The organism is Massilia pinisoli, assembly GCF_024753285.1.
GTDB lineage: Bacteria > Pseudomonadota > Gammaproteobacteria > Burkholderiales > Burkholderiaceae_D > Telluria > Telluria pinisoli.
Genome location: NZ_JANUGW010000006.1, coordinates 250,509 through 274,343, shown reverse-complemented (window position 1 = coordinate 274,343; position 23,835 = coordinate 250,509). Strand labels below are relative to the sequence as shown.

Annotated in this window: 19 protein-coding genes; 14 read left to right on the top strand and 5 right to left on the bottom strand. The window is 66.5% G+C overall.

Annotated elements, in window-relative coordinates; genetic code table 11:
- Positions 1-4: 4 nt before the first annotated feature.
- The 4 genes from NX784_RS11150 to NX784_RS11135 all read left to right on the top strand — a co-directional run bounded on the left by NX784_RS11150 (position 5) and on the right by NX784_RS11135 (position 5,814).
- Complete coding sequence (locus NX784_RS11150) at positions 5-2,353, top strand: M1 family metallopeptidase (protein ID WP_258816717.1); 2,349 nt, start codon at positions 5-7, stop codon at positions 2,351-2,353.
- A gap of 169 nt (positions 2,354-2,522) precedes the next feature.
- A complete protein-coding gene (locus NX784_RS11145; protein ID WP_258816716.1) occupies positions 2,523-3,008 on the top strand; it encodes a DUF6702 family protein in 486 nt (161 codons plus the stop codon).
- Positions 3,008-5,014 carry a TonB-dependent receptor gene (locus tag NX784_RS11140; protein WP_258816715.1) on the top strand — a complete coding sequence of 669 codons (2,007 nt, stop codon included), beginning with the start codon at positions 3,008-3,010 and terminating at the stop codon, positions 5,012-5,014. Before NX784_RS11145 ends, NX784_RS11140 begins: the two co-directional genes overlap by 1 nt.
- Before the next feature lie 47 nt (positions 5,015-5,061).
- Positions 5,062-5,814, top strand: a complete 753-nt coding sequence (locus NX784_RS11135) for a 2OG-Fe dioxygenase family protein (RefSeq protein WP_258816714.1) — start codon at positions 5,062-5,064, stop codon at positions 5,812-5,814.
- A 197-nt stretch (positions 5,815-6,011) separates the two neighbouring features.
- Here the strand turns inward: NX784_RS11135 and NX784_RS11130 are convergent, their stop codons facing one another.
- Both NX784_RS11130 and NX784_RS11125 read right to left on the bottom strand, forming a co-directional pair.
- Positions 6,012-7,250, bottom strand: coding sequence for a DUF1501 domain-containing protein (locus NX784_RS11130; RefSeq protein WP_258816713.1), 1,239 nt, complete (start codon positions 7,248-7,250; stop codon positions 6,012-6,014).
- Between the two features lie 17 nt (positions 7,251-7,267).
- On the bottom strand, positions 7,268-8,869 hold the full coding sequence (locus NX784_RS11125; RefSeq protein ID WP_258816712.1) for a DUF1800 domain-containing protein: 1,602 nt from the start codon (positions 8,867-8,869) through the stop codon (positions 7,268-7,270).
- A 171-nt stretch (positions 8,870-9,040) separates the two neighbouring features.
- Here NX784_RS11125 and NX784_RS11120 point away from each other — a divergent pair, with 171 nt between their 5' ends.
- From NX784_RS11120 to NX784_RS11105, 4 genes are all read left to right on the top strand, one after another.
- Positions 9,041-9,391, top strand: coding sequence for a DUF3147 family protein (locus NX784_RS11120; RefSeq protein WP_258816711.1), 351 nt, complete (start codon positions 9,041-9,043; stop codon positions 9,389-9,391).
- Between the two features lie 4 nt (positions 9,392-9,395).
- Positions 9,396-10,529 (top strand): efflux RND transporter periplasmic adaptor subunit, encoded by a 1,134-nt coding sequence (locus NX784_RS11115; RefSeq protein ID WP_370662926.1) that lies wholly within the window; start codon positions 9,396-9,398, stop codon positions 10,527-10,529.
- A gap of 10 nt (positions 10,530-10,539) precedes the next feature.
- Complete coding sequence (locus NX784_RS11110) at positions 10,540-13,656, top strand: efflux RND transporter permease subunit (protein ID WP_258816710.1); 3,117 nt, start codon at positions 10,540-10,542, stop codon at positions 13,654-13,656.
- A gap of 153 nt (positions 13,657-13,809) precedes the next feature.
- Positions 13,810-16,215, top strand: a complete 2,406-nt coding sequence (locus NX784_RS11105) for a WD40/YVTN/BNR-like repeat-containing protein (RefSeq protein WP_258816709.1) — start codon at positions 13,810-13,812, stop codon at positions 16,213-16,215.
- Positions 16,216-16,376: 161 nt separating this feature from the next.
- On the opposite strand, the gene NX784_RS11100 is transcribed toward NX784_RS11105, so the two are convergent.
- From NX784_RS11100 to NX784_RS11090, 3 genes are all read right to left on the bottom strand, one after another.
- On the bottom strand, positions 16,377-17,123 hold the full coding sequence (locus NX784_RS11100; RefSeq protein ID WP_258816708.1) for a hypothetical protein: 747 nt from the start codon (positions 17,121-17,123) through the stop codon (positions 16,377-16,379).
- Positions 17,124-17,370: 247 nt separating this feature from the next.
- Positions 17,371-18,645, bottom strand: a complete 1,275-nt coding sequence (locus NX784_RS11095) for a hypothetical protein (protein ID WP_258816707.1) — start codon at positions 18,643-18,645, stop codon at positions 17,371-17,373.
- Positions 18,646-18,660: 15 nt separating this feature from the next.
- Positions 18,661-20,190 carry an MBOAT family O-acyltransferase gene (locus NX784_RS11090; protein ID WP_258816706.1) on the bottom strand — a complete coding sequence of 510 codons (1,530 nt, stop codon included), beginning with the start codon at positions 20,188-20,190 and terminating at the stop codon, positions 18,661-18,663.
- 210 nt (positions 20,191-20,400) lie between these two features.
- On the opposite strand from NX784_RS11090, the gene NX784_RS11085 reads away from it, so the two are divergent.
- The 6 genes from NX784_RS11085 to NX784_RS11060 all read left to right on the top strand — a co-directional run bounded on the left by NX784_RS11085 (position 20,401) and on the right by NX784_RS11060 (position 23,621).
- On the top strand, positions 20,401-20,532 hold the full coding sequence (locus NX784_RS11085) for a hypothetical protein (protein WP_258816705.1): 132 nt from the start codon (positions 20,401-20,403) through the stop codon (positions 20,530-20,532).
- Entirely contained in the window at positions 20,529-21,698 is a 1,170-nt protein-coding gene (locus NX784_RS11080) for a chromate transporter (protein WP_258816704.1), read from the top strand. The genes NX784_RS11085 and NX784_RS11080 overlap by 4 nt, the downstream gene beginning before the upstream one ends.
- 132 nt (positions 21,699-21,830) lie before the next feature.
- Positions 21,831-22,019: a hypothetical protein gene (locus tag NX784_RS11075; protein ID WP_258816703.1), complete on the top strand. Its 189-nt coding sequence runs from the start codon at positions 21,831-21,833 to the stop codon at positions 22,017-22,019.
- A 203-nt stretch (positions 22,020-22,222) separates the two neighbouring features.
- Positions 22,223-22,714: an Hcp family type VI secretion system effector gene (locus NX784_RS11070; protein ID WP_258816702.1), complete on the top strand. Its 492-nt coding sequence runs from the start codon at positions 22,223-22,225 to the stop codon at positions 22,712-22,714.
- Positions 22,715-22,725: 11 nt separating this feature from the next.
- Positions 22,726-23,247, top strand: coding sequence for a penicillin-insensitive murein endopeptidase (locus NX784_RS11065; protein ID WP_258816701.1), 522 nt, complete (start codon positions 22,726-22,728; stop codon positions 23,245-23,247).
- Positions 23,244-23,621 (top strand): hypothetical protein, encoded by a 378-nt coding sequence (locus NX784_RS11060; protein WP_258816700.1) that lies wholly within the window; start codon positions 23,244-23,246, stop codon positions 23,619-23,621. Before NX784_RS11065 ends, NX784_RS11060 begins: the two co-directional genes overlap by 4 nt.
- Positions 23,622-23,835 lie beyond the last annotated feature (214 nt).

Below are 23,835 nucleotides of genomic sequence, written 5' to 3'. Positions count from 1 at the left end.
CACCATGTCGGCAATCGCGGCAGAACCTTTCGACGACAAATTCCGCCAGCTCGACGAATTGCTGCCGACCCCGACCTCCATCCGCACGGCTTCCGGCGCGCCCGGCCATGCGTACTGGCAGCAGCGCGCCGACTATGCGATCCGCGCCACGCTGGACGAAGGCCGCCGCGCCATCACGGGCACCGAGACGATCACGTATCACAACAATTCGCCCGACACCCTGTCATACCTGTGGGTCCAGCTCGACCAGAACATCTACAAGCGCGACTCCGACGCGCGCATGACGGCCACCCTGCCCTCGCGCGACGCGTGGGCCAAGGCGCGCGGGCCGGAAGACGGCTATAAATTCGACGCACTGCGCGCCGTGCTGGAAAAGAGCACGTTCGACGGCGGTTTCAAGATCGCGGGCGTGAAGGATGCAGGCGGGCGTCCGCTGCACACCGTCATCAACCGCACGATGATGCGCATCGACTTGCCGCAGCCGCTGAAACCGGGCGCGAAGCTCGCGTTCTCGATCGACTGGAGCTACAACATCAACGAGCAGAAGGTGCTCGGCGGCCGCTCCGGCTATGAGAAATTCGACGAGGACAAGAACGACCTGTTCGAGATCGCCCAGTGGTTCCCGCGCATGGCCGCGTACTACGACGTGATGGGCTGGCAGCACAAGCAATTCCTCGGCACCGGCGAGTTCACCCTGGAATTCGGCGACTACGACGTGCAGCTGACCGTCCCCGCGGACCACATCGTGGCCGGCACGGGCGAGCTGCAGAACGCGGGCGACGTGCTGACGGGCGCCCAGCGCCAGCGCCTCGAGCAGGCGCGCACGGCGAGCAAGCCCGTGATCATCGTCACGCAGGCGGAAGCGGAAGCGAAGGAAAAGACGCGCGCCAGCGGCACGAAGACGTGGCACTTCCGCGCCAAGAACGTGCGCGATTTCGCGTGGGCGTCGAGCCGCAAGTTCATCTGGGACGCGCAAGGGTTCAAGAAGGACTCGACCAACGTGCTGGCGCAGTCCTTCTACCCGAAGGAAGGCAACCCGCTGTGGGAAAAATACTCGACGGCCGCCGTGATCCACACGATCGCCGAGTACAACAAGTATTCGCTCGACTACCCGTACCCCGTCGCGATTTCCGTGAACGGCCCGGTGGGCGGCATGGAATACCCGATGATCTGCTTTAACGGCCCGCGCCCCACGAAGGACAAGAAGACGGGCGAGCTGACCTACTCGAGCCGCACCAAGTATGGCCTGATCAGCGTCGTGATCCACGAAGTGGGCCACAACTACTTCCCGATGATCGTCAACTCCGACGAGCGCCAGTGGACGTGGATGGACGAGGGCCTGAACAGCTTCCTGCAATACCTGGCGGAGCAGGCCTGGGAAGAGCACTACCCGCAGTCGCGCGGCGAACCGCGCGCCATCGTCGACTACATGAAGAGCGCCAACCAGGTGCCGATCATGACGAACTCGGAATCGATCGCCGCCCTGGGCTACAACGCTTATGCGAAGCCGACGGCCGCGCTGATCGTGCTGCGCGAGACGATCCTCGGCCGCGAACTGTTCGACTTCGCCTTCCGCGAATACGCGCAGCGCTGGAAGTTCAAGCGCCCGACGCCGGCCGATTTCTTCCGCACGATGGAAGACGCTTCCGGCACGGACCTCGACTGGTTCTGGCGCGGCTGGTTCTACACGACGGACCACGTGGACGTGAGCGTGGACGACATCACGGAATACACGGTCGGCACGAAGAATCCGGAAATCGAGAAGGCGTGGAAGAAGGCGCAGCACGACGCGGAGCCGATCTCCATCACGGACCAGCGCAACAAGGGCACGCTGCCGCGCCGCGTGGATGCGCATCCGGAACTGAAGGACTTCTACAACGAGCACGACCAGTTCACCGTCACGAACCACGACCGCAACAAGTACAATGAGGCGATCGAGGATCTCGAGGACTGGGAAAAGAACCTGCTCAAGGAAGGCAAGCACTTGTACCTCGTCGACTTCAGCAATCTCGGCGGGCTCGTGACGCCGCTCGTGCTGGAGATCACGCTCGCGAGCGGCAAGAAATACATCGAGCGCGTCCCGGCCGAGGTGTGGCGCTACTCACCGAAGAAGATCACGAAGCTGATCGTGACGGACGAGCCGATGGTCGCCCTCACGCACGATCCGTACTGGGAGACGGCCGACACGGACGTCAGCAACAACAGCTGGCCGCGCAAGGCGATGCCGTCGCGCCTCGAGCTGTACAAGACCCAGCACGACAAGGACAACCTGATGAAGGAGTTCAACGAGAAGCTGAAGACCAAGGACGACAAGGCCGACGCCGAGAAAACGGTGACGCCGAGGTCGGAATGAGCGTGCGTGTGGTTTCGCCTCGGTAGGGTGGACGGCTTGCCGTCCACGCGTCCAAGCGTCAGGTGCCCGCCGCATCATGCACGCGATCGTTGAACGCGTGGACGGGAGACCCGTCCACCCTACGCATCATCCAAGACCCATGACGAAGCACGATCATCACCACACCCGCATGAATCCCCTCCGCCTCGTCGCGCTGCTGTGCACGGCCGTCTGCCTGAACGCGGCCGCCCACCGCTTCCACGCCGGCATCACCGACATCAGCTACAACGCGCGCACCGGCAGCACGGAAATCGTACACACGTACATGGCGCACGACGTGGAATCGCTGCTGACCGCGTTGTACCAGCGCCAGTTCGACCTGTCCGACCCGGACGACCAGGCCGTGCTGCGCCGCTACGTCGAGAAGCAGTTCTGGCTGGCCGACAAGGACGGCCATCATCTGCCACTGGGCTGGGTTGGCGTGACGGTCGACACGGACAGCGTCGTCGTGTACCAGGAAGCCGTGCGCACGCCCGTCACGCAGGTCGAGACCATCCACGACGCCGTGCTGAGCGACTTCCTGCCCGACCAGCAGAACACCGTGAACCTGACGGCGAACGGCAGCCTGCGCACGTTCGGCTTCACGAACAGCCGCACGGAACTCGCGGTCCACTGATGCGTGCCGGTGCCCTGCTCCTCGCCGCGGCATTCGTCCACGCCGGCGCCCGGGCCGACGATCCCGTCATCCAGCGCGTGCTTGTCGAAGGCTCGCGCGCAAGCCAGCTGGGCATCGCGGACACCGCCAGCGCCGGCACCGTCAGCCAGCAGGAGCTGGCGATGATGATCGTGTACCGTCCCGGCGAGTTGCTGGAGGCGACACCGGGCCTGATCGTCAGCCAGCACAGCGGCGAAGGCAAGGCGAACCAGTTCTTCCTGCGCGGCTTCAACCTCGACCACGGCACCGACCTGGCGACCTACCTCGACGACATGCCCGTCAACCAGCGCAGCCATGCGCACGGCCAGGGCTGGACGGACCTGAATTTCCTGATCCCGGAACTGACGGCCCGCCTCGACTACAAAAAGGGGCCCTACTCGGCGCGCGAGGGCGATTTCGCGTCGGCTGGCAGTGCCGCGATCACCTATGCGAACCGCCTCGCGCGCAACGTGGCGACCGTCGACATCGGACAGGACGGCTATGCGCGCACGGCGCTCGCGGCATCGCACGAGACGGGCGACGGCGTGCTGACGTATGCGCTGGAAGCCCTGCACAACGACGGCCCGTTCACGCATCCGGACGATTACCGGAAGCTGAACGGCGTGCTGCGCTACAGCCGCGGCTATGCGAACAATGGCTGGAGCGTGACGGCGATGGCGTACCGCGGCCGCTGGAACGCGACGGACCAGGTGCCCGCGCGCGCCGTCGCCGCCGGCCTGCTCGGGCGCTTCGACACAATCGACCCGACGGATGGCGGCGCAGCGAAGCGCTTCAGCCTGTCGGGCGTGTGGCGCCGCACGGGCCAGGACGCGGCGACGAAGGTCAGCGGCTACGTCATCCGCAACCAGCTCGACCTGTGGTCCGACTTCACCTACTTCATGGACGACCCCGTGAACGGCGACCAGTTCGCCCAGCCCGACCGCCGCGTCACGAGCGGCTTCAATGCCGTCCACAGCTGGCACCTGCACCGCGGCGAGGCGTCGGCGTCCGACGTCACGGTCGGCGTGGAAGCGCAGAACGACAATATCTTCAACGGCCTCGCTCACACGGTGGCGCGCCGCATGGTGGCCGTCACGCGCGCGGACCACGTGACCGAGACGAGCACCGGCGCCTTCGTCGAGAACGCGACGCGCTGGAACAGCTGGTTCCGCACGACGGTCGGTGCGCGCGTGGACGGCTACCGGTTCCGCGTGCGCAGCAGCGTCGCGGAGGATGCAGGCACGACGCACGATACGCTCACCAGCCCGTCCGCCAATCTCGTGTTCGGCCCATGGCGCATGACGGAGTTCTACGCGAACTACGGCACGGGCTTTCACAGCAACGACGCGCGCGGCGCCGTGACTGCCCTCGGCACGGGCCTCGTACGTTCGCGCGGCATGGAACTTGGATTGCGCACTGAGGCCGTGCCGAAGATGCAGACGGCGATCTCGCTGTATCGCCTCGACTTCGACTCCGAACTGACGTACGTGGGCGATGCGGGCACGACGGAAGCGGGACCGCCCAGCCGCCGGGTCGGCATCGAATTCTCGAACAGCTATAAACCGTATAAATGGTTATCGATCGACTTCGACGCCGCGTACGCGCACGCGCGCACGCGCGGGGCCGCGCCGGGATACGACCGCATCCCGGAAGCGATCGAGGGCGTAAGCCAGCTCGCGCTGACGGTGAGTCGTCTGGGACCATGGGAAGGCACGCTGCGCCTACGCTGGTTCGGACCACGCCCGCTGCTCGACGACGACAGCGTGCGCTCGCGCGCCAGCACGACACTGAACGGCCGCCTGGGCTACCGCGTAAGCCGCGATCTGCGGCTGGAGCTGGAAGGGTTCAATCTCGCGAACCGGCCCGCCTCCGCGATCGAGTATTACTATGCGTCGCAGTTGCGCGGCGAGGCGGCACCGCGCCAGGACGTGCATTTCCATCCGATCGAAGCGCGCACGTTCCGCCTGACGCTCGTCAAGAACTGGTAAGGCGGCCGTCATTCACGGCCGCACCAAAAAAGTGCTAGGCTAAGAGGATGACAACTCCGCAACCACCCTATACCGAACCGGCCCACGTCGTCGACGCCCTGCGCGGCGACGGCTATGCGCTGCTGCGCCCGGCCGACGTCGCGCGGCTTGCCGGCTGCACGCTCGCTGAATTGATGGCGCTGGCGCCGAGCTGGGAACGCCTCGAACTCGACAACTACCTGAAGGACGGCGGCCGCTATCGCCGGCGCCGGCATTCCTGCTTCGTCGACAGCGGCGACGCCCTCATGCAAAGCCCGCACCGCGCGCACTGGCAGCCCGTCGAATACAACGCGCTGCACGGCGGCATGCACCGCCTGTTCGTCCCTATCGAGCATTCCACCATTGAGCAACCGGCGTGGAGCCGGCTGCTGCGCGCACTGGGCTCCGTGTGCTCGCAAGTGAAGGGGGCGCAGACGTGGTACGTCGAAGCGCACCAGTTCCGCATCGATACGGCCGACGGCATCGGCCGCCCCACGCCGGAAGGCGCGCACCGCGACGGCGTCGATTTCGTCGCCGTGATCCTGATCGGACGACAAGACATCAAGGGCGGCGAGACGCGCGTGTTCGAAGCGAACGGCCCGAAAGGCCAGCGCTTCACGATGACGGAACCCTGGACCCTGCTGCTGCTGGACGACGCTGCGGTGATCCACGAATCGACGCCGATCCAGCCGGTGGGCGAGAACGGTCACCGCGACACCCTCGTGCTCACGTGGCGCGCCGGCGCCTTCCAGGGCGACGACGCGGAGACCACGGGCGCCTGACGCTTCCCCCGCGCGGCCGCCCGGCCGCGCCCTGCTGTTAGCGGCAGACAAAAAAAAAGCCCGCAACCGTTCGGTGCGGGCTGAATCCAGAATTTCGGAGAAAAACTGGAGGAGACGGTTCTACTATAGCTCTATTTTTTGTGCAGTGCAATACGGTAGAACTACGGTATGTAGAGTATCTCCTCTAGAGTGAAGCATCAGGCACCGATCAGGCGGAAGCCGGCGCGCTTTTGCGGCATTGCGGGAAAGACGCGTTCCAGACGTTTATCGCCTAACATTAAATGTTCTTCAGATATCTGCGCTAACACCGAACGAAAATCGGTCGTGACCGGCAAATCGCGGCCCTCGTTCAGTTGGGCGTCGCCGACACCTTCCCAATCGCCATACACCTTACCGCCGCGGACTTTTCCTCCGATGACCCACATCACGTTGCCGTGACCGTGGTCCGTGCCGCCGTTGCCGTTCTCGTGCGCCGTGCGCCCGAATTCGGACATCACGACGACGACCGTGTCGTCGAACATCGGCCCGAGGCGCTCGGCCAGCACGGCCAGGCCCTGGCCCAGCGGCGCGAGGCGGTTGGCCAGCTGGCCGGAAGCGGCGCCCTGGTTCGCGTGCGTATCCCAGCCGCCCAGCGCGACGAACGCCAGCTGGATCTTCGGATCGTTGCGCATCAGGCCCGCGAGGCGCGCGGCGTCATCGGGAAAGCCGTTCGGCAGCGGCGCGCCGCGGTCGGCCGCCTGCATCTCGTGGGTCTCGAGCGCGTCCATCACTTCGCGGTGCGCCGCGCGCCCGTCCGCGTACGCGCGCCCGAAGCGTGGATGGCCCGCGTACAACTCGTCGAACGCGGCCTTCACGGCCGGACGATCGAGCAGGTCGGCCCGCGCGGCACCGGCCACGTTCGGCAAGTTCACGGCCGCCGCCTGGCCGGACAGGATGCGCGGCAGCACGGGCCCGATGCCCAGCAGGCGGCTGGGCGACTGCGGGCCGGGCAACGCCGCGACGAGGCGGTTCATCCAGCCGTCCGGCGTGCTCTTGCGGCCCGGCGTGGCCGATTCCATGTAGTCCTGCGCGTCGAAGTGGGAGCGCGTCGCGTCCGGCGAGCCGCTCGCATGGACGAACGCCAGCTTGCGCGCGCGCCACAGCGGTTGCAGATTGGCCAGCGCGGGATGCAGGCCGAAATAGCCGTCCAGGTCCAGCGCGCCGCCGTCCATGCCGGGCGCCCCCAGGCCGATGGTGGGGCGCAACCGCGCGTAATTCGCGTCGCCGACGGGCGCGACGACGTTCAGGCCGTCGACGGCGCCGCGCAGCATCACGACGATGAGTTTCCGGCCGGTCGGATCGGCCGCGGGTGCGCTCAGCGCCCACGCGCTGCGGCCCACGGGAAGCAGGATGCCGGCGCCCAGCGCCAGCGCGTTGAGGAAGTGCCTGCGTTGCATGTCGTTCTCCGAAAGAATCAGCGCTGCATGAAATCGGGACTGCCGAGCAGCATCGCGGCGCGCAGGTTGTCCGGGTTGCGCTGGACGATGGCCTGCGTGCGCGGCGAGATCGAGCCGGCCAATGTCGCCTGCAGGCGCGCCGGATCGACGGGTGACGGCGGCGCGGCCGGTGCAGGCGCTGCCGGCGCCGGCGTCGCCATCGCATCGCTGCCGGCCATGTTCGGCTCCATCGCCGTCATGGCGGGACGGGCATCGACCGGCGGCACCGCCAGCGGCAGCTTGCCGCCGGCGAGCGCCGTGGCGAACGCGATGCGCCGCGTCAGCGCGTCCGGGTTGAGCCACGCGTCCTGCGTGTTCTTGTACCCGTCCGGCGTCTGGCAGCCGTACAGCGGCATGCCCAGCTGGTTCATCGTGTTCACGAGCGGCATCACGTTCGCCACCGGCGCGCCGCTGGCCCGCACGGCCGACACGACGAACTGGTACGGCGTCTTGAACTTGGCGCCGGCCGCACCGGCCGACATGAATTCGCGGCTCGCGAACATCGTCGCGAGGACGGCGCGGATGTCGCCCCGCGACGCCATCCACGTGGCAGCCATGCGCTCGACAAGGGCCGGCGGCGGATCGTCGCTGACGAAGTACTGGGCCAGCTCGAAGCTCACGTGACGGGCCGTCGAAGGATGCACGGCCAGCACGTCCAGCGCGTACTCGCCTTCCTGCTGGCCGGTAGGCGCGATCTCGCGGCCCAGCCACGTCTTGGTGCCGCCGTCGTGGCGGCCGGCGTCGAAGCGGAACGTCTCGCCCGCGCGCGCGAGGCGCTTCTGGTCGAACGTCCAGCCGGTCAGCATGCGCGCCAGTTCCGTCACGTCGCGCTGCGTGTAGCCGCCGTCCGCGCCCAGCGTGTGCAATTCCATCAGCTCGCGCGCATAGTTCTCGTTCAGGCCGCGCGCCTTGCCTTTCGCGTCCGGCCGCGGCGTCGACGACACGACGTTGTCGAGGTAGAACAGCATCGCCGGGTGCTTCGCCGTCGCGCCCAGCAGCGCGCGGAAAGAGCCCAGCGCGTACGGGCGGATCGCGTCGCGCTCGTAGCTCGTCACCAGGGCGCGGTCGATGCCCTTGCCGGCGAAGACGTTGAAATGGTTGTACCAGAAGTCGACCATGACTTGTTCCAGCTGGCGCGGGCTCTCGACGGCGCGCAGCAGCCTGGCCTCGGCGGCCTGGCGCGCCACACGCATCTCGATCTGGCGGCGGCGCTGTTTCGCGCCCTCGTCGTCCATCCGCACTTCGCGGCGCAGCTCCAGGAATTCGGCCAGCGAATCGCCCGCGCTGCGGTTGACGGAATCGAGCTGCGCCAGGCGCGCCGTCAGGTCGGGCGGCAGCGGGATCGTCTCCGGATGCAGCTGCTCGTCGATCCAGCGCCGCACCCCGATGTTCGCCACGCGCTCCACCTCGCCGGGACGGGGCCCGAACGCGAGCCGGTTCAGCACGTGCAGCGCCTGCGCCTGTGCATCGAGCGGCGCGGCCTGCGCCGGCGGCGGCGCGGCCGCGGGCGGGGCCGCCGGTGCGAGGCCGGTCGCCATCAGGGCTGCGGTCAACAGGGCTAGCGATGCGCGCTGGATCATGGTGTGCACTCCTCGTGGATCTTTATTTAACCTTGAACGGACGAGCATGGATATCGACGGGGCGTATCAATCGTAAGGATTTGTAACGGCGGCGGGTCGGTGCCGTACGTACCGAACAGGGGTCCGGCAGGGTGCTTTGCTACACTGGGGGACGCTCTCTCGTCCTTCGCCATGTCCTGGATCGTCACCAAATACCTCGTCACCGCGGCCGTCGTCGTCCTCGTGTCGGAAGCCGCCGCGCGCTCCGACCGCCTCGGCGGCCTGATCGCCTCGCTGCCGCTCGTCACCGTGCTGACGCTGATCTGGCTGCACGTGGAGCGCCAGCCGCAGGAAAAGATCGCCAACCACGCGTGGTACACGCTGTGGTACGTGCTACCGACGCTGCCCATGTTCGCCGCGTTTCCCTGGCTGCTCGGCCGCTTCGGCTTCTGGCCCGCGCTGGGCGCCAGCGTTGCGATCACCGTGGCCAGCATACTCCTGTTCGCCCTCGTGCTGAAACGCTTCGGCATCCAACTGCTCTGACGCCATGATTCCAGATCGCCTGCGCCGACTGTCCCGCCCTGCCCTCGCCATCGCCGCCGCCGCAGTGGCGATGGGCGGCGCCGGCCTCCTCGTCGCCAGCCGCGCGGCGGACAACGGCAAGGCCGCCGCGCCGCGGCCCGCGCTGACCGTCACGACGGCCAAGCCGGAAAGCGCGCGCCTGCCCGTCGGCCTCGCGGCCAACGGCAACGTGGCGGCGTGGCAGGAAGCCGCGATCGGCAGCGAGTCGAACGGCCTGCGCCTGGCGGACGTGAAGGTCAACGTGGGCGACGTCGTCAGGAAGGGCCAGGTGCTCGCCGTGTTCGACGCGGCGCCCGTCGAGGCCGACCTCGCGCAGGCGCACGCCGCCGTGCAGGAAGCGCAGGCGAATGCGGCAGCCGCGCGGGCCGACGCCCAGCGGGCGCGCGCGCTGCAGAGCTCCGGCGCGATGAGCGAGCAGCAGATCACGCAATACCTTACGGCCGAGCGCACCGCGGCTGCGCGCGTGGCATCCGCCAAGGCGACCGTGGCCCAGCAGCAGCTGCGCCTGAACTACGCGCAAGTCGTCGCGCCAGACGCGGGCGTCATCTCCGCGCGCAGCGCCACCGTGGGCGCCGTCGCCGGCGTCGGCACGGAGCTGTTCCGCCTGATCCGCCAGGGCCGCCTGGAATGGCGCGCCGAGGTGACGTCCGCCGAGCTGCCCCGCATCAAGCCGGGCCAGAAGGTCGTCGTCAAAACGGCCGCCGGCGCCGGCGTGGCCGGCCGCGTGCGCACGGTGGCGCCGACGGTCGATGCGCAAAGCCGCGTCGCCCTCGTTTACGTCGACCTGCCGCCGGCGCTGTCCGCCGGCGCGCCGCTGAAGGCCGGCATGTTCGCCAGCGGCGAGTTCGCGCTGGGCGAGTCGGCCGCGCTGACGGTGCCGCAGCAGGCCGTCGTCGTGCGCGACGGTTTTGCGTACGTATTCCGCCTGAATACCGACAATCGCGTGAGCCAGCTGAAAGTCACGACCGGCCGCCGCCTGGGCGAGCGCGTCGAAGTGACGGGCGGCCTGGCGCCGGACGTCCTTGTTGTCACGACCGGCGCCGGCTTCCTCAACGACGGCGACCTCGTACGCGTCGTGCAGCCGCTGGCCGCGCGCTGAAGGCGACACGATGAATTTTTCCGCCCTGTCGATCCGCAATCCGATTCCGGCGATCATGCTGTTCGCGCTGCTCACGTTCGCGGGCATCCTGGCGTTCCGGGCAAACAAGGTGCAGGATTTCCCCGACATCGAACTGCCGATCGTCACCGTGACGGCCACCCTGGACGGCGCCGCGCCCGCGCAGCTGGAGACGGAAGTGGTGCGCAAGATCGAGGACTCGGTCGCGACACTCCAAGGCGTCAAGAACGTCTATGCGCGCGTGCTGGACGGCGTCGCGACGATCACCGTCGAGTTCATCCTCGAGAAAGACTTGGCGGACGCCGTCAACGACGTGCGCGACGCCGTCTCGCGCGTGCGCGCCGACCTGCCCGCGGAGATGCGCGACCCCAGCGTGACGAAGACGACGACGGCAGGCCGCGTCGTCCTGACCTTCACGGCGCAGCCGGCCGACGCGCACGGCCGGCCCGCGCTCGACGCGCCGGATCTCAGCTGGTTCGTCGACAACACGGTGTCCAAGCGCCTGTTGAGCGTACCGGGCGTGGGCGCCGTCAAGCGCGTGGGCGGCGTCTACCGCGAAGTGCACGTGATACTGGACGAGCGCAGGATGGCGGCGCTGCGCGTGTCCGCGCTGGACGTCTCGCGCCTGCTGCGCAACGTGCAGCGCGAGGAGCCGGGCGGCCGCGGCGATGTCGGCGGTGCCGAGCAATCGGTCCGCACCCTGGCCACCGTGCAGACGGCGCAGGAGCTGGCGCGCATGGACATCCCGCTGCCGGACGGCCGCCACGTGCGCCTGGACGACATCGCGACCGTCTCCGACACCGTCGCCGAACCGCGCGCCATCGCCGAGCAGGACGGCAAGCCCGTCGTCGGCTTCGAGGTGTTCCGCACGCGCGGCGCCGGCGAGATGGACGTGGCCAAAGGTGTGCGCGCGGCCGTCGCCGAGCTGCGGAAAACGCACGGCAACGTCGTGCTGCGCGAGACGATCGACAACGCGGCGCCCGTCGAGGACAACTTCGACGCGTCGATGGACATGCTGTACGAAGGCGCCGTGCTCGCCGTGCTCGTCGTGTGGTGGTTCCTGCGCGACTGGCGCGCCACCCTCGTCGCGGCGGCCGCGCTGCCGCTGTCCGTCATCCCCGCCTTCCTCGGCCAGTACCTGTTCGGCTACACGTTGAACATGGTCACGTTGCTGTCGCTGGCGCTCGTCGTGGGCGTGCTCGTGGACGATGCCATCGTCGAGATCGAGAACATCTCGCGCCACCTGCGCATGGGGAAAACCCCCATGCAGGCCGCGCTGGAGGCGGCCGACGAAATCGGCATGGCCGTGATCGCGACGACGTTCTCGCTCGTCGCCGTGTTCCTGCCGACGGCGTTCATGAGCGGCATTCCCGGTAAATTCTTCAAGCAGTTCGGCTGGACGGCCGTACTGGCGATCCTCGCGTCGCTGCTCGTCGCGCGCCTCTTGACGCCGATGATGGCGGCGTATTTGTTGAAACCCTTGCCGCACGGGGACGAGCGCGACGGGCCCGTCATGCGGCGCTACATGCACACGATGCAGTGGTGCCTGCGCCACCGCGGCCTGACGATGATCGCGGCCGCGCTGTTCTTCGTCGGCTCGATCTCGCTCGTGCCGCTGCTGCCGACGGGCTTCGTGCCCGCGGCCGACCGCGCGCAGACGCAGATCAACGTCGAGCTGCCGCCCGGTTCCACGCTGGCGGAGACGCGCGCCGTCGCCGAGCGCGTGCGCCAGGTGGCGATGCAGACGCCGAACGTGGTGCGCGTCTTCAGCTCCATCGGCGGCGGGTCCAGCGGCGACGCGTTCGCGCCCGGCGCCGCGGCCGAGGCGCGCCGTGCCGTGCTGACGGTGACGACCGTGCCGCGCGGCGACCGCAAGCAGAAGCTCAACGCGATCGAATCGGCGCTGCGCGCCCGGCTGGCCGACATCCCCGGCGCCCGCTTCACCGTCGGCCCGCCCGACACGGGTGTCAAGATGCAGCTCGTGCTGCGCAGCGAAGACCCGGTCGCGCTGACGGCAGCCGCGCGCCGCGCCGAGCGCGACATGCGCACCCTGCACGGCATCGGCAACGTCAGTTCCAGCGCGTCGCTCGTGCGCCCGGAAATCATCGTCCGCCCCGATTTCGCCCGCGCCGCGGACCTCGGTGTGACGGCCGCGAACATTGGGGAGACGGTACGCGTGGCGACGGCCGGCGACTACGACCAGGTGCTGGCGAAGATGAACGTGTCGGAGCGCCAGGTGCCGATCCGCGTGAAGCTGCCGGATACGGTCCGCGCCGACCTGGACGCCATCGGCCGCCTGACGGTGCCCGGCAAGAACGGGCCCGTGCTGCTGGCGAACGTGGCGACGATCACGATGGAAAGCGGCCCGGCGCAGATCGACCGCCTGAACCGCAGCCGCAACGTCACCCTGGAAGTGGAGCTGAACGGGCGCTCGCTGGGCGAGGTGAACGCGGAGGCGCGCGCCCTGCCCGCCTTGAAAAACCTGCCGCCGAACGTGACGATCGCGGAACTGGGCGATGCGCAGGAGATGCAGAACCTGTTCGCCAGCTTCGGTCTCGCGATGCTGATCGGCGTGCTGTGCATCTACGGCGTCCTCGTGCTGCTGTTCACCGACTTCCTGCAGCCGGTGACGATCCTCGCGGCGCTGCCGCTGTCGATCGGCGGCGCGTTCGTCGCGCTGCTGTTGACGCGCAACGCGCTGTCGATGCCGACGATGATCGGTCTCATCATGCTGATGGGGATCGTAACGAAGAACTCGATTCTCCTCGTCGACTACGCGATCCTCGCGCGAAAGGCCGGCATGAACCGCTTCGACGCCCTCGTCGACGCGTGCCACAAGCGGAGCCGCCCCATCATCATGACGACCATCGCCATGGGCGCCGGCATGCTGCCCCTGGCGCTGGGCCTGTCCGGCGACCCCAGCTTCCGCTCGCCGATGGCCGTCGCCGTGATCGGCGGCCTGATCACGTCGACCTTGCTGAGCCTGCTCGTGGTGCCGGCCGTGTTCACGTACGTCGATGACATCGAGCACTGGTTCGGACGCATGGCTCACAAGATGCGCCGCCATCCCGCCGAGACTCCCGCTCGGGAAACGACCCCGATCAAGTAATGTTCACCAAAAACTACATCATCTAATACATTTGGATACAAATTTTGTAACAGGTAGTGACATGAATCCACACGAGTCATAGTCTTTTGCTACGCAGATACGGCTCATCAGCTTGTCTGCGAGACAACGACAACTCACAAAGTGGGAGACATGATGACTTGGTTACACAAGGCAACCTGGCTGGGCGGCTTGTTCGCTGCAGCCGGCACGATGTCGCTGGCCCAGGCCCAGACGGCGACCGACGATAGCGGTTATCGCAGTGCCCAGACGTTCCGTTCATTCCAGACCTCAGGCGAAGGCGAAGAAGACCGGCCGACCGTGATGGGCCGCCTCGAATGGCTGAAGGCCCGCTACGGCGCGACCGTCCCCGTCGATTTCTCGCGCCGCATGGTGCAGGAATGGGCGAAGCAGCGCTCGACCTATCCGCAGCTCGCGCCCGGCGCCGCGCCGCCGGCAGGCGTGCCGCAATGGCAGTCGATCGGCCCGACCCGCGCCGTCAAGACGCAGAACGACATCCAGCTGAGCGTCACCGACAGCGGCCGCCTGCGCAACATCCTGCCGCACCCGACGGACCCGAACACGGTCTATTTGCTGTCGTCGTCGGGCGGCATCTGGAAGACCAGCAATTTCGAATCGCCGTATCCGACGTGGATCCCGATCACGGACAAGGTCATCACGACGAGCGGCGGCGCGGCGGCGCTCGGCCGCAGCCCGCAGACGCTCTACTACGGCACCGGCGATCCGTTCGACGGCATCCCGATCGTCGGCGGCGCGATGCTGAAGACGAACGACGGCGGCAATACATGGTCGCCGTTCGTCTTCCTCGGCAATTCCGGCATGGTGCTGGACGTGAAGGTCGATACGCGCGGCGCTACCGACATCGTGCTGGTGGCGACGGACGCCGGCATCTTCCGTTCGGCCGACGGCGGCAACAACTACACGCAGGTGCTGAACGGCGGCCGCGTGTGGAGCCTCGCGCGCACGAGCACGGGCTGGCTGGCGACGGTCGCCACGAGCGGCTACTACAGCCCCGCCACCCTGTACTGGTCGAACGACGGCATCTCGTGGTCGCCGCTGTCCGCACCGAACCTGACGGGCGGCGCGGGCCGCATTACGCTCGCGGTCGGCGCGCCCGGCGACAACGTCGTGTACGCGTATGCGGCCAACTCGTGCAGCAGCGGCTGCGACCAGAAGGACTTGTTCCGCTCGGCCGACGGCGGCTACACGTGGACGCCGCTGGGCCTGAACAGCAAGGCGCCCGTGAACCCGAACGAAGAAAACCCGACCATGGAACTGATGGGCGGCCAGGGCTTCTACAACCACATGATCGTCGTCGACCCGACCGACCCCACGCGCAACACGGTGTACCTGGGCGGCCAGCTGAACACGGGCAAGACGACGGACGGCGGCAAGACGTGGCGCCTGATGACGAACTGGCTCGCGCAATTCGGCCTGCCGTACGCGCACGCCGACCACCACACGGCCACCGTCTCGACGGCGGGCGGCAAGAAGCGCGTGATGATCGGCACGGACGGCGGCCTGTTCCTCAGCTACGACGAGGGCAAGACGTGGACGGACCAGAAGAACACGGGCCTCGTCGACCACCTGATCTATTCGATGGCGACGTCGGGCTCCGATCCGAAGAGCGTGCTGATCGGCCTGCAGGACAACGGCACGCGCATCCGCGTCGGCAACACGAGCGTGTTCAACCAGAGCTTCGGCGGCGACGGCTTCGGCGTCGGCTGGAGCCAGTCGCGCAACGTGACGGCACTCGGCAGCTACGTCTACGGCTACATCTATTACGCGCAGAAGGATCCGAACATCCAGAAGAAATGGACCGATCCGGCATTCGACGACGCCACCTGCACGTATAACGGGATCAATGCCTGCAACGCGTACTTCGTGACGCCGATCGCCACGCCGTCCGCGCAGGCCGACCCGAACGGCAAAACCTATTTCACGAACACGGCAAGCCTGATCTACCGCACCGACGACGCCGGCGCCTCGTGGAAGCCGATCTTCAGCGGCAACACGGCCGCCACGTACATCCGCGGCGCGTCGCACAGCGTGGCCGTCAGCCCGATCGACCTGAACCACGTGGCGGCCGTGGCGCCCGGCGGCCGCGTGCTGATCACGCTTGATGGCGGCGCCACGTGGAAGCAGCGCAATACGCTCGTGCCGGGGCACCTCGGCTACAACAGCAGCGTGGCGTGGGCCAACAACTCGGTGCTGTACGTGGCGTCGGAAAACCCATTCGGGCAGAGCGTATGGGTCGTGAAGTCGACGGATGGCGGCGCAACGTGGGCCGCCGCGGGCAACGGCTTGCCGAACGTGCCGATCCAGAAACTGCTGGCGGCGCCGAACGATTTGTCCGGCAACACCGTGTACGCGGCCACGTGGCTCGGCGTGTATCGCACGACGAATGGCGGCATCACCTGGAGCCAGTTCGGGGCGGGGCTGCCGACGGTCGAAGTGAGCGACCTGTACATGCCGCCCGACGGCAGCTTCCTGCGCGCGTCGACGTATGGGCGCGGCGTGTGGGACTTGTCGCTACGCTGAAAACGGGCGTAGGGTGGACAGCTCCGCTGTCCACGCGTCCAACGACCGCAAATGTCGCCTCAACACATGAGGGAGTTGAACGCGTGGACGGGAGACCCGTCCACCCTACGCAAAAAAGAAAACCGGCGCGAGCCGGTTTTCTTTTGCCGATCGAAGTCCGATCAATAATCGCGGTTGCGGCCACCCAGCAGCTTGGCCAGCACGAAGCCGGCGGCGGCGGCGATGGCGATCGCGGTGCCCGGTTTCTGGCGCACGTACTCGAAGCTCGCTTCCTTCCACTGGCCATAGGCGTCCGTCAACTGTTGCTGGCGCTGGCCCAGGTTGACCGTGGCGCCGCTCAGCATGCCCTGCAGCTTGTCGACGCCGGCGTGGGCCGTCGAGGCAAGACGGTCGACGACGGGACGGGCCGCATCGGCAGCCTTGTCGACCATCGGACGGGCGGCGTCGGCAGCCTTGTCGATGGACTGGTGCAGGTCTTGCGCGCGGGCATTCACCTGGGCGCCCATGTCGCGCGAATCGCCGCCGACACCCGAGCCGGTGGCCGCGCCGGCACTCTGGCGGCTCTGGGTGCTGCCGATGCTGCTGTTGGTGCCGCTGGCGGTGGAACCCGAAGCGCTCATCGAGCCCATCGAGCCCATGCCGGACGACGACGAGGACGGGGATGCGCTGCCGGCATTGCTGGTGCCGCCCACGGCGCCCGTGCTGGACGCGGTGGCGCCGCCGGTGCTGCTGCCGGTCGAGCTGTGCTGGTCCTTGCCCTGGTTCAGCTGATTGCTCTTGTTCAGGCTGTCCGAACCGGTGGTGCTGCCCAGGTTGCCGGCGCCGCTGGCGTTCGGCAGGCCGCTGTCCTTGCCCTGGTTGCCGCTCAGGTTGCTCCCTTTTCCTTCGCTCGACTTCTGATTATCCATGATGAATTCCTCTTGTAAGATTTTGACCAACGCGGAGTAGACCGATCTTCCTGACCGTGCATCCGTTCAAAAGTTCGACCGATAGCCGGCCCTTTCGCGTTGCGCTGTCGCGCGACGTTCTGACGACACCGGCAGAATGCGGTGCCACAATAAAAAAAATATAACTTTTGGTCGACCCCGACTGTGCGCTGCATAACAAAGACGGGGATGAGGAACGCGGGACCGGCGGACGAGCCGGCCCGGCGGATCAGGGCGCGCGGGCCGCGGCGACGAGGTCGCGGGCGCCGGCAAAGACGTCGGGATAGGTGGCGGCGCATGCGGCGCGCTCGGCGGCGATACGCTGGCGGTTGGTGTCGAGGCTATCGGCGGTGAGGCGCACGCCGAACGTGCCTTCGGCGCCGAAGATGCGCTGCAGCATCAGCTCACCCAGCGTGGACTTGAAATGGCCGGCTTCCCAGTACCAGCGCGTGACGCTGCGCGTGTCGCCGGGCGCGGGGATGCGTTCGCAGCGCATGTCGCCATAGCCGCTGAAGTCCCACACGCTGATGTGCGCATCCGGATGGCGGGCGCGTGCGGCATCCGCTTCGCGCACGAGCATGCGCTTCCACTCGTCCATCGTCCCCAGCAGCCCCGCGTCGTCGAACATGGCCATCAGTTGCGCGTGGTACGGATAGATGATGAGGTGCACGTCCGTGCGGTCGCGTGCCATCGTGTCGAGCAACGCACGCAGGCGGTCGATGCTTTCCGAGCTGTCGGTGCCCGCGACGTACAGGTTGTGCGGCTTCTTGAGAATGGCCTTCGCGTTGTCGTGCGCCTTCTGCTGGAAGATCGCGTAATAGCCTTCCGCGCGCGCGTAGCGGTTGTAGTCGCGCAGCGGCGTCTGGCCGCGCTGCGTCATCGTCTCCGGATCGGCCGCCTTCTGCAGGCGCACCGTACGCAGCGCGTCCGTCAACGACTTGATCGAGAACAGCGTGTCGAAGCGCCATTGCCAGGACGACGGTGCCTGCACCGGCGCGGGTGCGAGCCTGCTGTTGGGCGAGACGAGGAAATCGAGGAACTCGACGCCGATCACGGCCGTCGACGCCGGCGCCGAATCGGCCCGCAGCTTCCCGTACATGCGCTCCGAGACAGTCAGTTTCGTGCCCGACATCCCCATGTTGTACGCGCCGCGGCCGCGCGCGGCGAGCAGCGGGCTGTCCGGGTCGAGGCCGACCTCGACGCGCGAATTCCCCAGCAGGATCACGTCCGGCCGCACGGCTTCCGCCTGCGCCAGCTTGATCTGCTCGCGGTATTGCTCCGGCAGCGGTTTCACGTGGTTCAGGCGCGGGCTGTCGACGAGGCCATACAAGTGGTACGGGTCGACGACGGCCACGATGCCCACGACGAGCAGCATGCCGCCCGCGACGACGGCCGCGCACCACGCGGTGAAACGGCGATAGGCCGCGTCGGAGCGCATCGCGTCCGCGGCCGGGGTGCCGGCCAGGACGGCGAGGTCGTCATCGTAGTGCTGGGTCTGTTCCATGTGGCTGCCCTCGCGTCAGAACTGGAAATACAGGAATTCGGCGGGGCGGCTCAGCGACAGCAGGCTGCCGAGCAGGATCGCCCCGATGTAGATGCTCCAGCGGCGCGCAGGCAGCCACAGCAGCCAGCCGGTGCGGCTCGGCGAGGAGGGTGCGCCCAGTGCCGTGTCGTAGCGGCCCATGATCTGCTGCGTGTTGGGCAGGCAGAACGCGATGACGGCGCCGACGGCGACCCATTGCCACGTCTCCAGGAAGCGCGAGCCGCCGCCCAGGTAGAACGACACGCCCAGCTGTTCGAGCGCGCCCTTCAGCGGCCCCAGTTGCAGGCCGATCGATGCGGGCAGGCCGACGCCGTCCAGGCCGGCCATGCCGCGCAGGATCGTCATCGCCTTGTCGAAGTGGGTCGCGCGGAAGAACACCCAGGCCACGCACACGGCGACGAACGTCAGCGCCATGCTGAACGCGGCCCAGACGCGGCCGCGTGGCAGGCGCAGCTTCTCCGCCAGCGCGTTCCAGCCGTGGTTAATGGCGAGATAGATGCCGTGCAGCGCGCCCCAGATGACGAAGTTCATGCCGGCGCCATGCCACAGGCCGCCCAGCAGCATCGTCGTCATCAGGTTCACGTAGCGGCGCACGGGGCCCTTGCGGTTGCCGCCCAGCGGCACGTACAGGTAGTCGCGCAGGAAGCGCGACAACGTCATGTGCCAGCGACGCCAGAAATCGATGATGTTCGCGGCCTTGTACGGCGAGTCGAAATTCAGCGGCAGGCGGATGCCGAACAGCAGCGAGATGCCGATCGCCATGTCGGAATAGCCGGAGAAGTCGAAGTACAGCTGGAACGCATACGCGAGCACGCCGCCCCACGCATTCGCGAACGAAAACAGGTCGGACTGGTCGAACAGGAACGTCGCGTGCGGCGCCAGGTTGTCGGCGATGAGCACTTTCTTGGCGAGGCCGATCGCGAAGACGCTCAGGCCCACCGCGAGGTTCCGGTACGAGAAGCGGTAGCTGCCGGGCCGGTCGAACTGCGGCATCATTTCCGCGTGGTGCAGCACGGGGCCTGCGATCAGGTGCGGGAAGTACGTGATGAACAGCACGTAGTGCAGGAAGCGCGCCTCCTTGACCTTGCCCTGGTAGGTGTCGACGAGGTAGGCGATCTGCGTGAACGTGAAGAACGAAATGCCGATCGGCAGCACGACGTGCAGCGCGGGGATGTCCGCGGCGGCCAGCCAGTTCACGCCCGAGATGAAGAAATCCGCGTACTTGAAGTAGCCGAGCAGCAGCAGGTCGATGGCGACGGCCGCCGTCAGCCACCGCTTGCGCGCCGCGCCGGCCGCGTGGCCGATGCGTTGCCCCATCCAGTAGTTGATCAGGATCGAGCCCACCAGCAGCGGGATGTACACATAGCTCCACCAGCCGTAGAACGTCAGCGACGCGAGCGCCAGCCAGCCGGCGGCCCACGTGTGGCCCCTGCGCGCCAGCAGGAAATAGCCGACGGCCGTAATGGGCAGGAAGAGGAACAGGAACGTGAAGGAATTGAAGAGCATGGCAACCGGTCGGGCTGGTTCCTGGCGAAGGAATCGTTGGTAACAAAATACGGCCGGGGCCGCGGCGGACAGGATGTCTCATCCTTAGCCATCCAGACAATATAACATCGATCCCTTGCAAAAAAAACAGCGCGCTGCGGCGTGACAACATCCGGGCAGGCCGCGCCCGCCGCCGCTTGTTGTCGATAAATCTATGTCTATGTAGACTTGATGAGTTCATCAGTGAGGCAGACCTTGCGATCGGCGCGCACACGCCTGCCGGACGACGACGATTTCCTGCGCGAGATCGGCACCGTGCTCGATTCGCTGCACACCCACTACGGCAAGGAGAGCACGCAATGACGGACCCGCAACGAGCGCCCTACACCCTCTGGCAACTGGTGCTGTACATGCTGCGGCTCGGCGCGCTCGGCTTCGGCGGCCCCGTGGCGCTCGTGGGCTACATGCAGCGCGACCTCGTCGACGCGCGCGGCTGGATCACGCAGGAGGATTTCAAGGAAGGCGTGGCGCTCGCACAGATCGCACCCGGCCCGCTGGCGGCCCAACTCGGCATCTACCTCGGCTTCGTGCACTACCGCCTGCGCGGCGCCACGCTGGCCGGCATCGCGTTCGTGCTGCCGTCGTTCCTGATGGTCGTCGCGCTGGGCTGGGCCTACGTCCGCTTCGGCGGGCTGGCGTGGATGCAGGCCGTGTTCTACGGCGTCGGCGCGGCCGTCATCGGCCTGATCGCGATGAGCGCGAAAAAGCTGACGCAGAAGACGCTCGGCAAGGACAAGCTGCTGTGGGCGGTCTACCTGCTGCTGATGCTGTCCACCATTGCGACCGAGTCGGAGATCACGTGGCTGTTCATCGCCAGCGGCGTGCTCGTCTGGCTGCTGCGCGCGCCGCCGCGCTGGATCGGCAAGGGCGTGCTGGGCGTGGCGGTGGCCGACCAGGCACTCGTCGGTTCCAGCCTGCTCGGGTCGCTGGACGTGCCGCTGCTGACGCAGATCGCCGTCTTCTTCGGCAAGGCGGGCGCGTTCGTCTTCGGCTCCGGCCTCGCCATCGTGCCGTTCCTGTACGGCGGCGTCGTGACGGAACACCACTGGCTCAACGACAAGCAGTTCGTCGACGCCGTCGCCGTCGCGATGATCACGCCGGGCCCGGTGGTGATCACGGTCGGCTTCATCGGCTACCTGATCGCGGGTTTCGCGGGCGCGTCGACGGCGGCGCTCGCCACGTTCCTCCCGTGCTACCTGTTCACCGTCATCCCGGCACCCTACTTCAAGCGCTACGGCAAGCACCCCGGCCTCGCGGCGTTCGTGGACGGCATCACGGCGGCCGCCATCGGCGCGATCACGGGGTCCGTCGTCGTGCTGGCGCGCCGCTCCATCATCGACCTCCCCACCGCCCTGCTGGCCGTGGCGACGATCGCGCTGCTGTGGCGCTTCAAGAAGCTGCAGGAACCCGTGATCATTGCGGCGGCTGCCGTGGCGGGGCTTGTGCTATACCCGCTCATGCATGCGTGAGAGACGGCAACAAGAAAAATCGCCCTTGCTGATGTGTTGATCTATGTCCCTCGATTGACTGACTCCGACCAGTGTCGTAGGTAGGGTACCCCGCCAGAATGCGTCCTTTGTTCAATCGACGATGGAGGCATCATGGCGGTGGAGAAAGATTCGCTATTGTTGCTCGCCACGGGGCTGGGTGTGGCCGTGACCTCATGGGCATTTTGGAAATACGGCAGCAATGATGCTCTATGTGTATTTGCGACTGTCGGGTTCGTGTGCGCGGTGGCGGACAACGTGAAACTTCGCCGACAGCTACGCGAGATGAGGGCAAAGGTTTGAGTCTCGCCCTCAGTCCATCTGCTATTGCTGACCAACTCGTCCAATGACAGCGCAAAGTCGTTGACACCGAGATTTTGCTACCGCCATCAATTGAAGCTGAACAAAGCATCAGATCAATCACGCCAATCTACTGCGCCTCCCCAACCTTTTAAACGACCGGCTGCGGAGAATTGCCGATGCGTTCAACACATCGGAGATGAAACATGGCAATCGACGCATATTTGCAAATCGACGGCATCAAAGGAGAGTCAGCCGACTCCGCACATCAAGGCTGGATCGAGATCGCCTCTGCCCACTGGGGCGTAACGCAGCCGAGAAGCACCAGCGTATCGACCGCAGGGGGCCATACCGCCGGGCATAGCGAGCACCGCACACTGTCGTTCACCAAGTTGGCCGACCTTGCCTCTCCGGTCCTGATGCAGCACTGCTCGACAGGAAAAACGATCCCGAAGGCCAAGCTCGAATTCATGCGGGCGGACGGTGACGGCAAGCCGGTGAAGTACTACCAGATCGAGCTGGAAAACGTCATGATCTCCCATATGGATCAGGTGATGCGCGACGGCGGTCTGGTCCAGGACGACATAGGGCTATGCTTTTCCAAAGTCAAATGGACTTATACCCAGCAGAAGATCAGCGGAGGCGCCAGTGGCAGCACCTCCGGTGGCTGGGACCTTGCTGCTAAGAAGTGCGCGTGAGGGAGCCCGCCATGGCGATCCCGATTCAACCGAAAGACCGGCGCGGCTACTTCATGCTGCCCCAAGCGCCCGAGGATGCGGGCTACTACGTGTACGGGAACCTGCACGGAGTGCCTGGCACCGGCCATCTGGCGCAGTACGCCCACCCTAACATGCTCAGTTTCATTTTCCATATCGAACGGGAGTGGCAAGCCATGTGTGACCGGAAGTTCGGGATCGGGAACATCAGCATCGACGGAGGCGAGCCGTTCGACGGACACAAAACGCACCAGCTCGGTATCGAGATGGACTGCCGCCCGGTGCGCAAAGACTATGTGACGGGCCAAGGCGCTCGCTGCAACTACAAGGACAAGGTGTACGACCAGGGGGCCACGGCCACGCTGATTCGTCTGTTCCTGGACCACCCGCGGACGAGGATCGTTTTTTTCAACGACGAGGTGGTGCAAAAAGCGCTAGGTCCCGCGCGCGTGAAGACCGTCATCAACCACAACGACCACTTCCACGTCGAGCTCTGGCCGAGGTTCGCATCATGAGCGAGCGCGCGCTGTTCATCGTCGCGGCCTTTGCCCTGTACTCGCTAGCCCAGGCCGCCGAGAAGCCGGAAGCCTGGGACGGCCGCCCGAAGCCGCTGAAGGGCGACTACCAGGTGTACGGCGGCGAGCTGGGTGACATGATGCCTCCAACGAAAAAGGACCAGAAGGTGGCGTTCATGTTCAAGGGGCCACTCGCGAAGGGGCTATTCGACCAAATTGGGCCAGACACAAAGACCCCTTGTAGCGGTGCCGAGGATTACCGGGAGAGGAACAAAGGCGACCTCTCTTGCACCTATACCAAGAAGGAGGGATATTCTTGCTATTTTGGTCTTGATGTGCCAACAGGCAAGAGCACGAACGGGTCAATCTGCTGATTGCAGGTCTGGTGGATCGACATCGTATCCACCTTGGCCGACAGTATTGATGTCGGCGGGTTACGCAGCGGTTACACAATGAACGCAGTACGACCGGAAAGCAAAAAGGGCCTCCCGCTTGGGAGGCCCTTCTCACTGTGTTGGTGCCGCTGACCGGAATCGAACTGGTGACCTTCGCATTACGAATCAGCACGCAGATGCTGTGCCATGATTT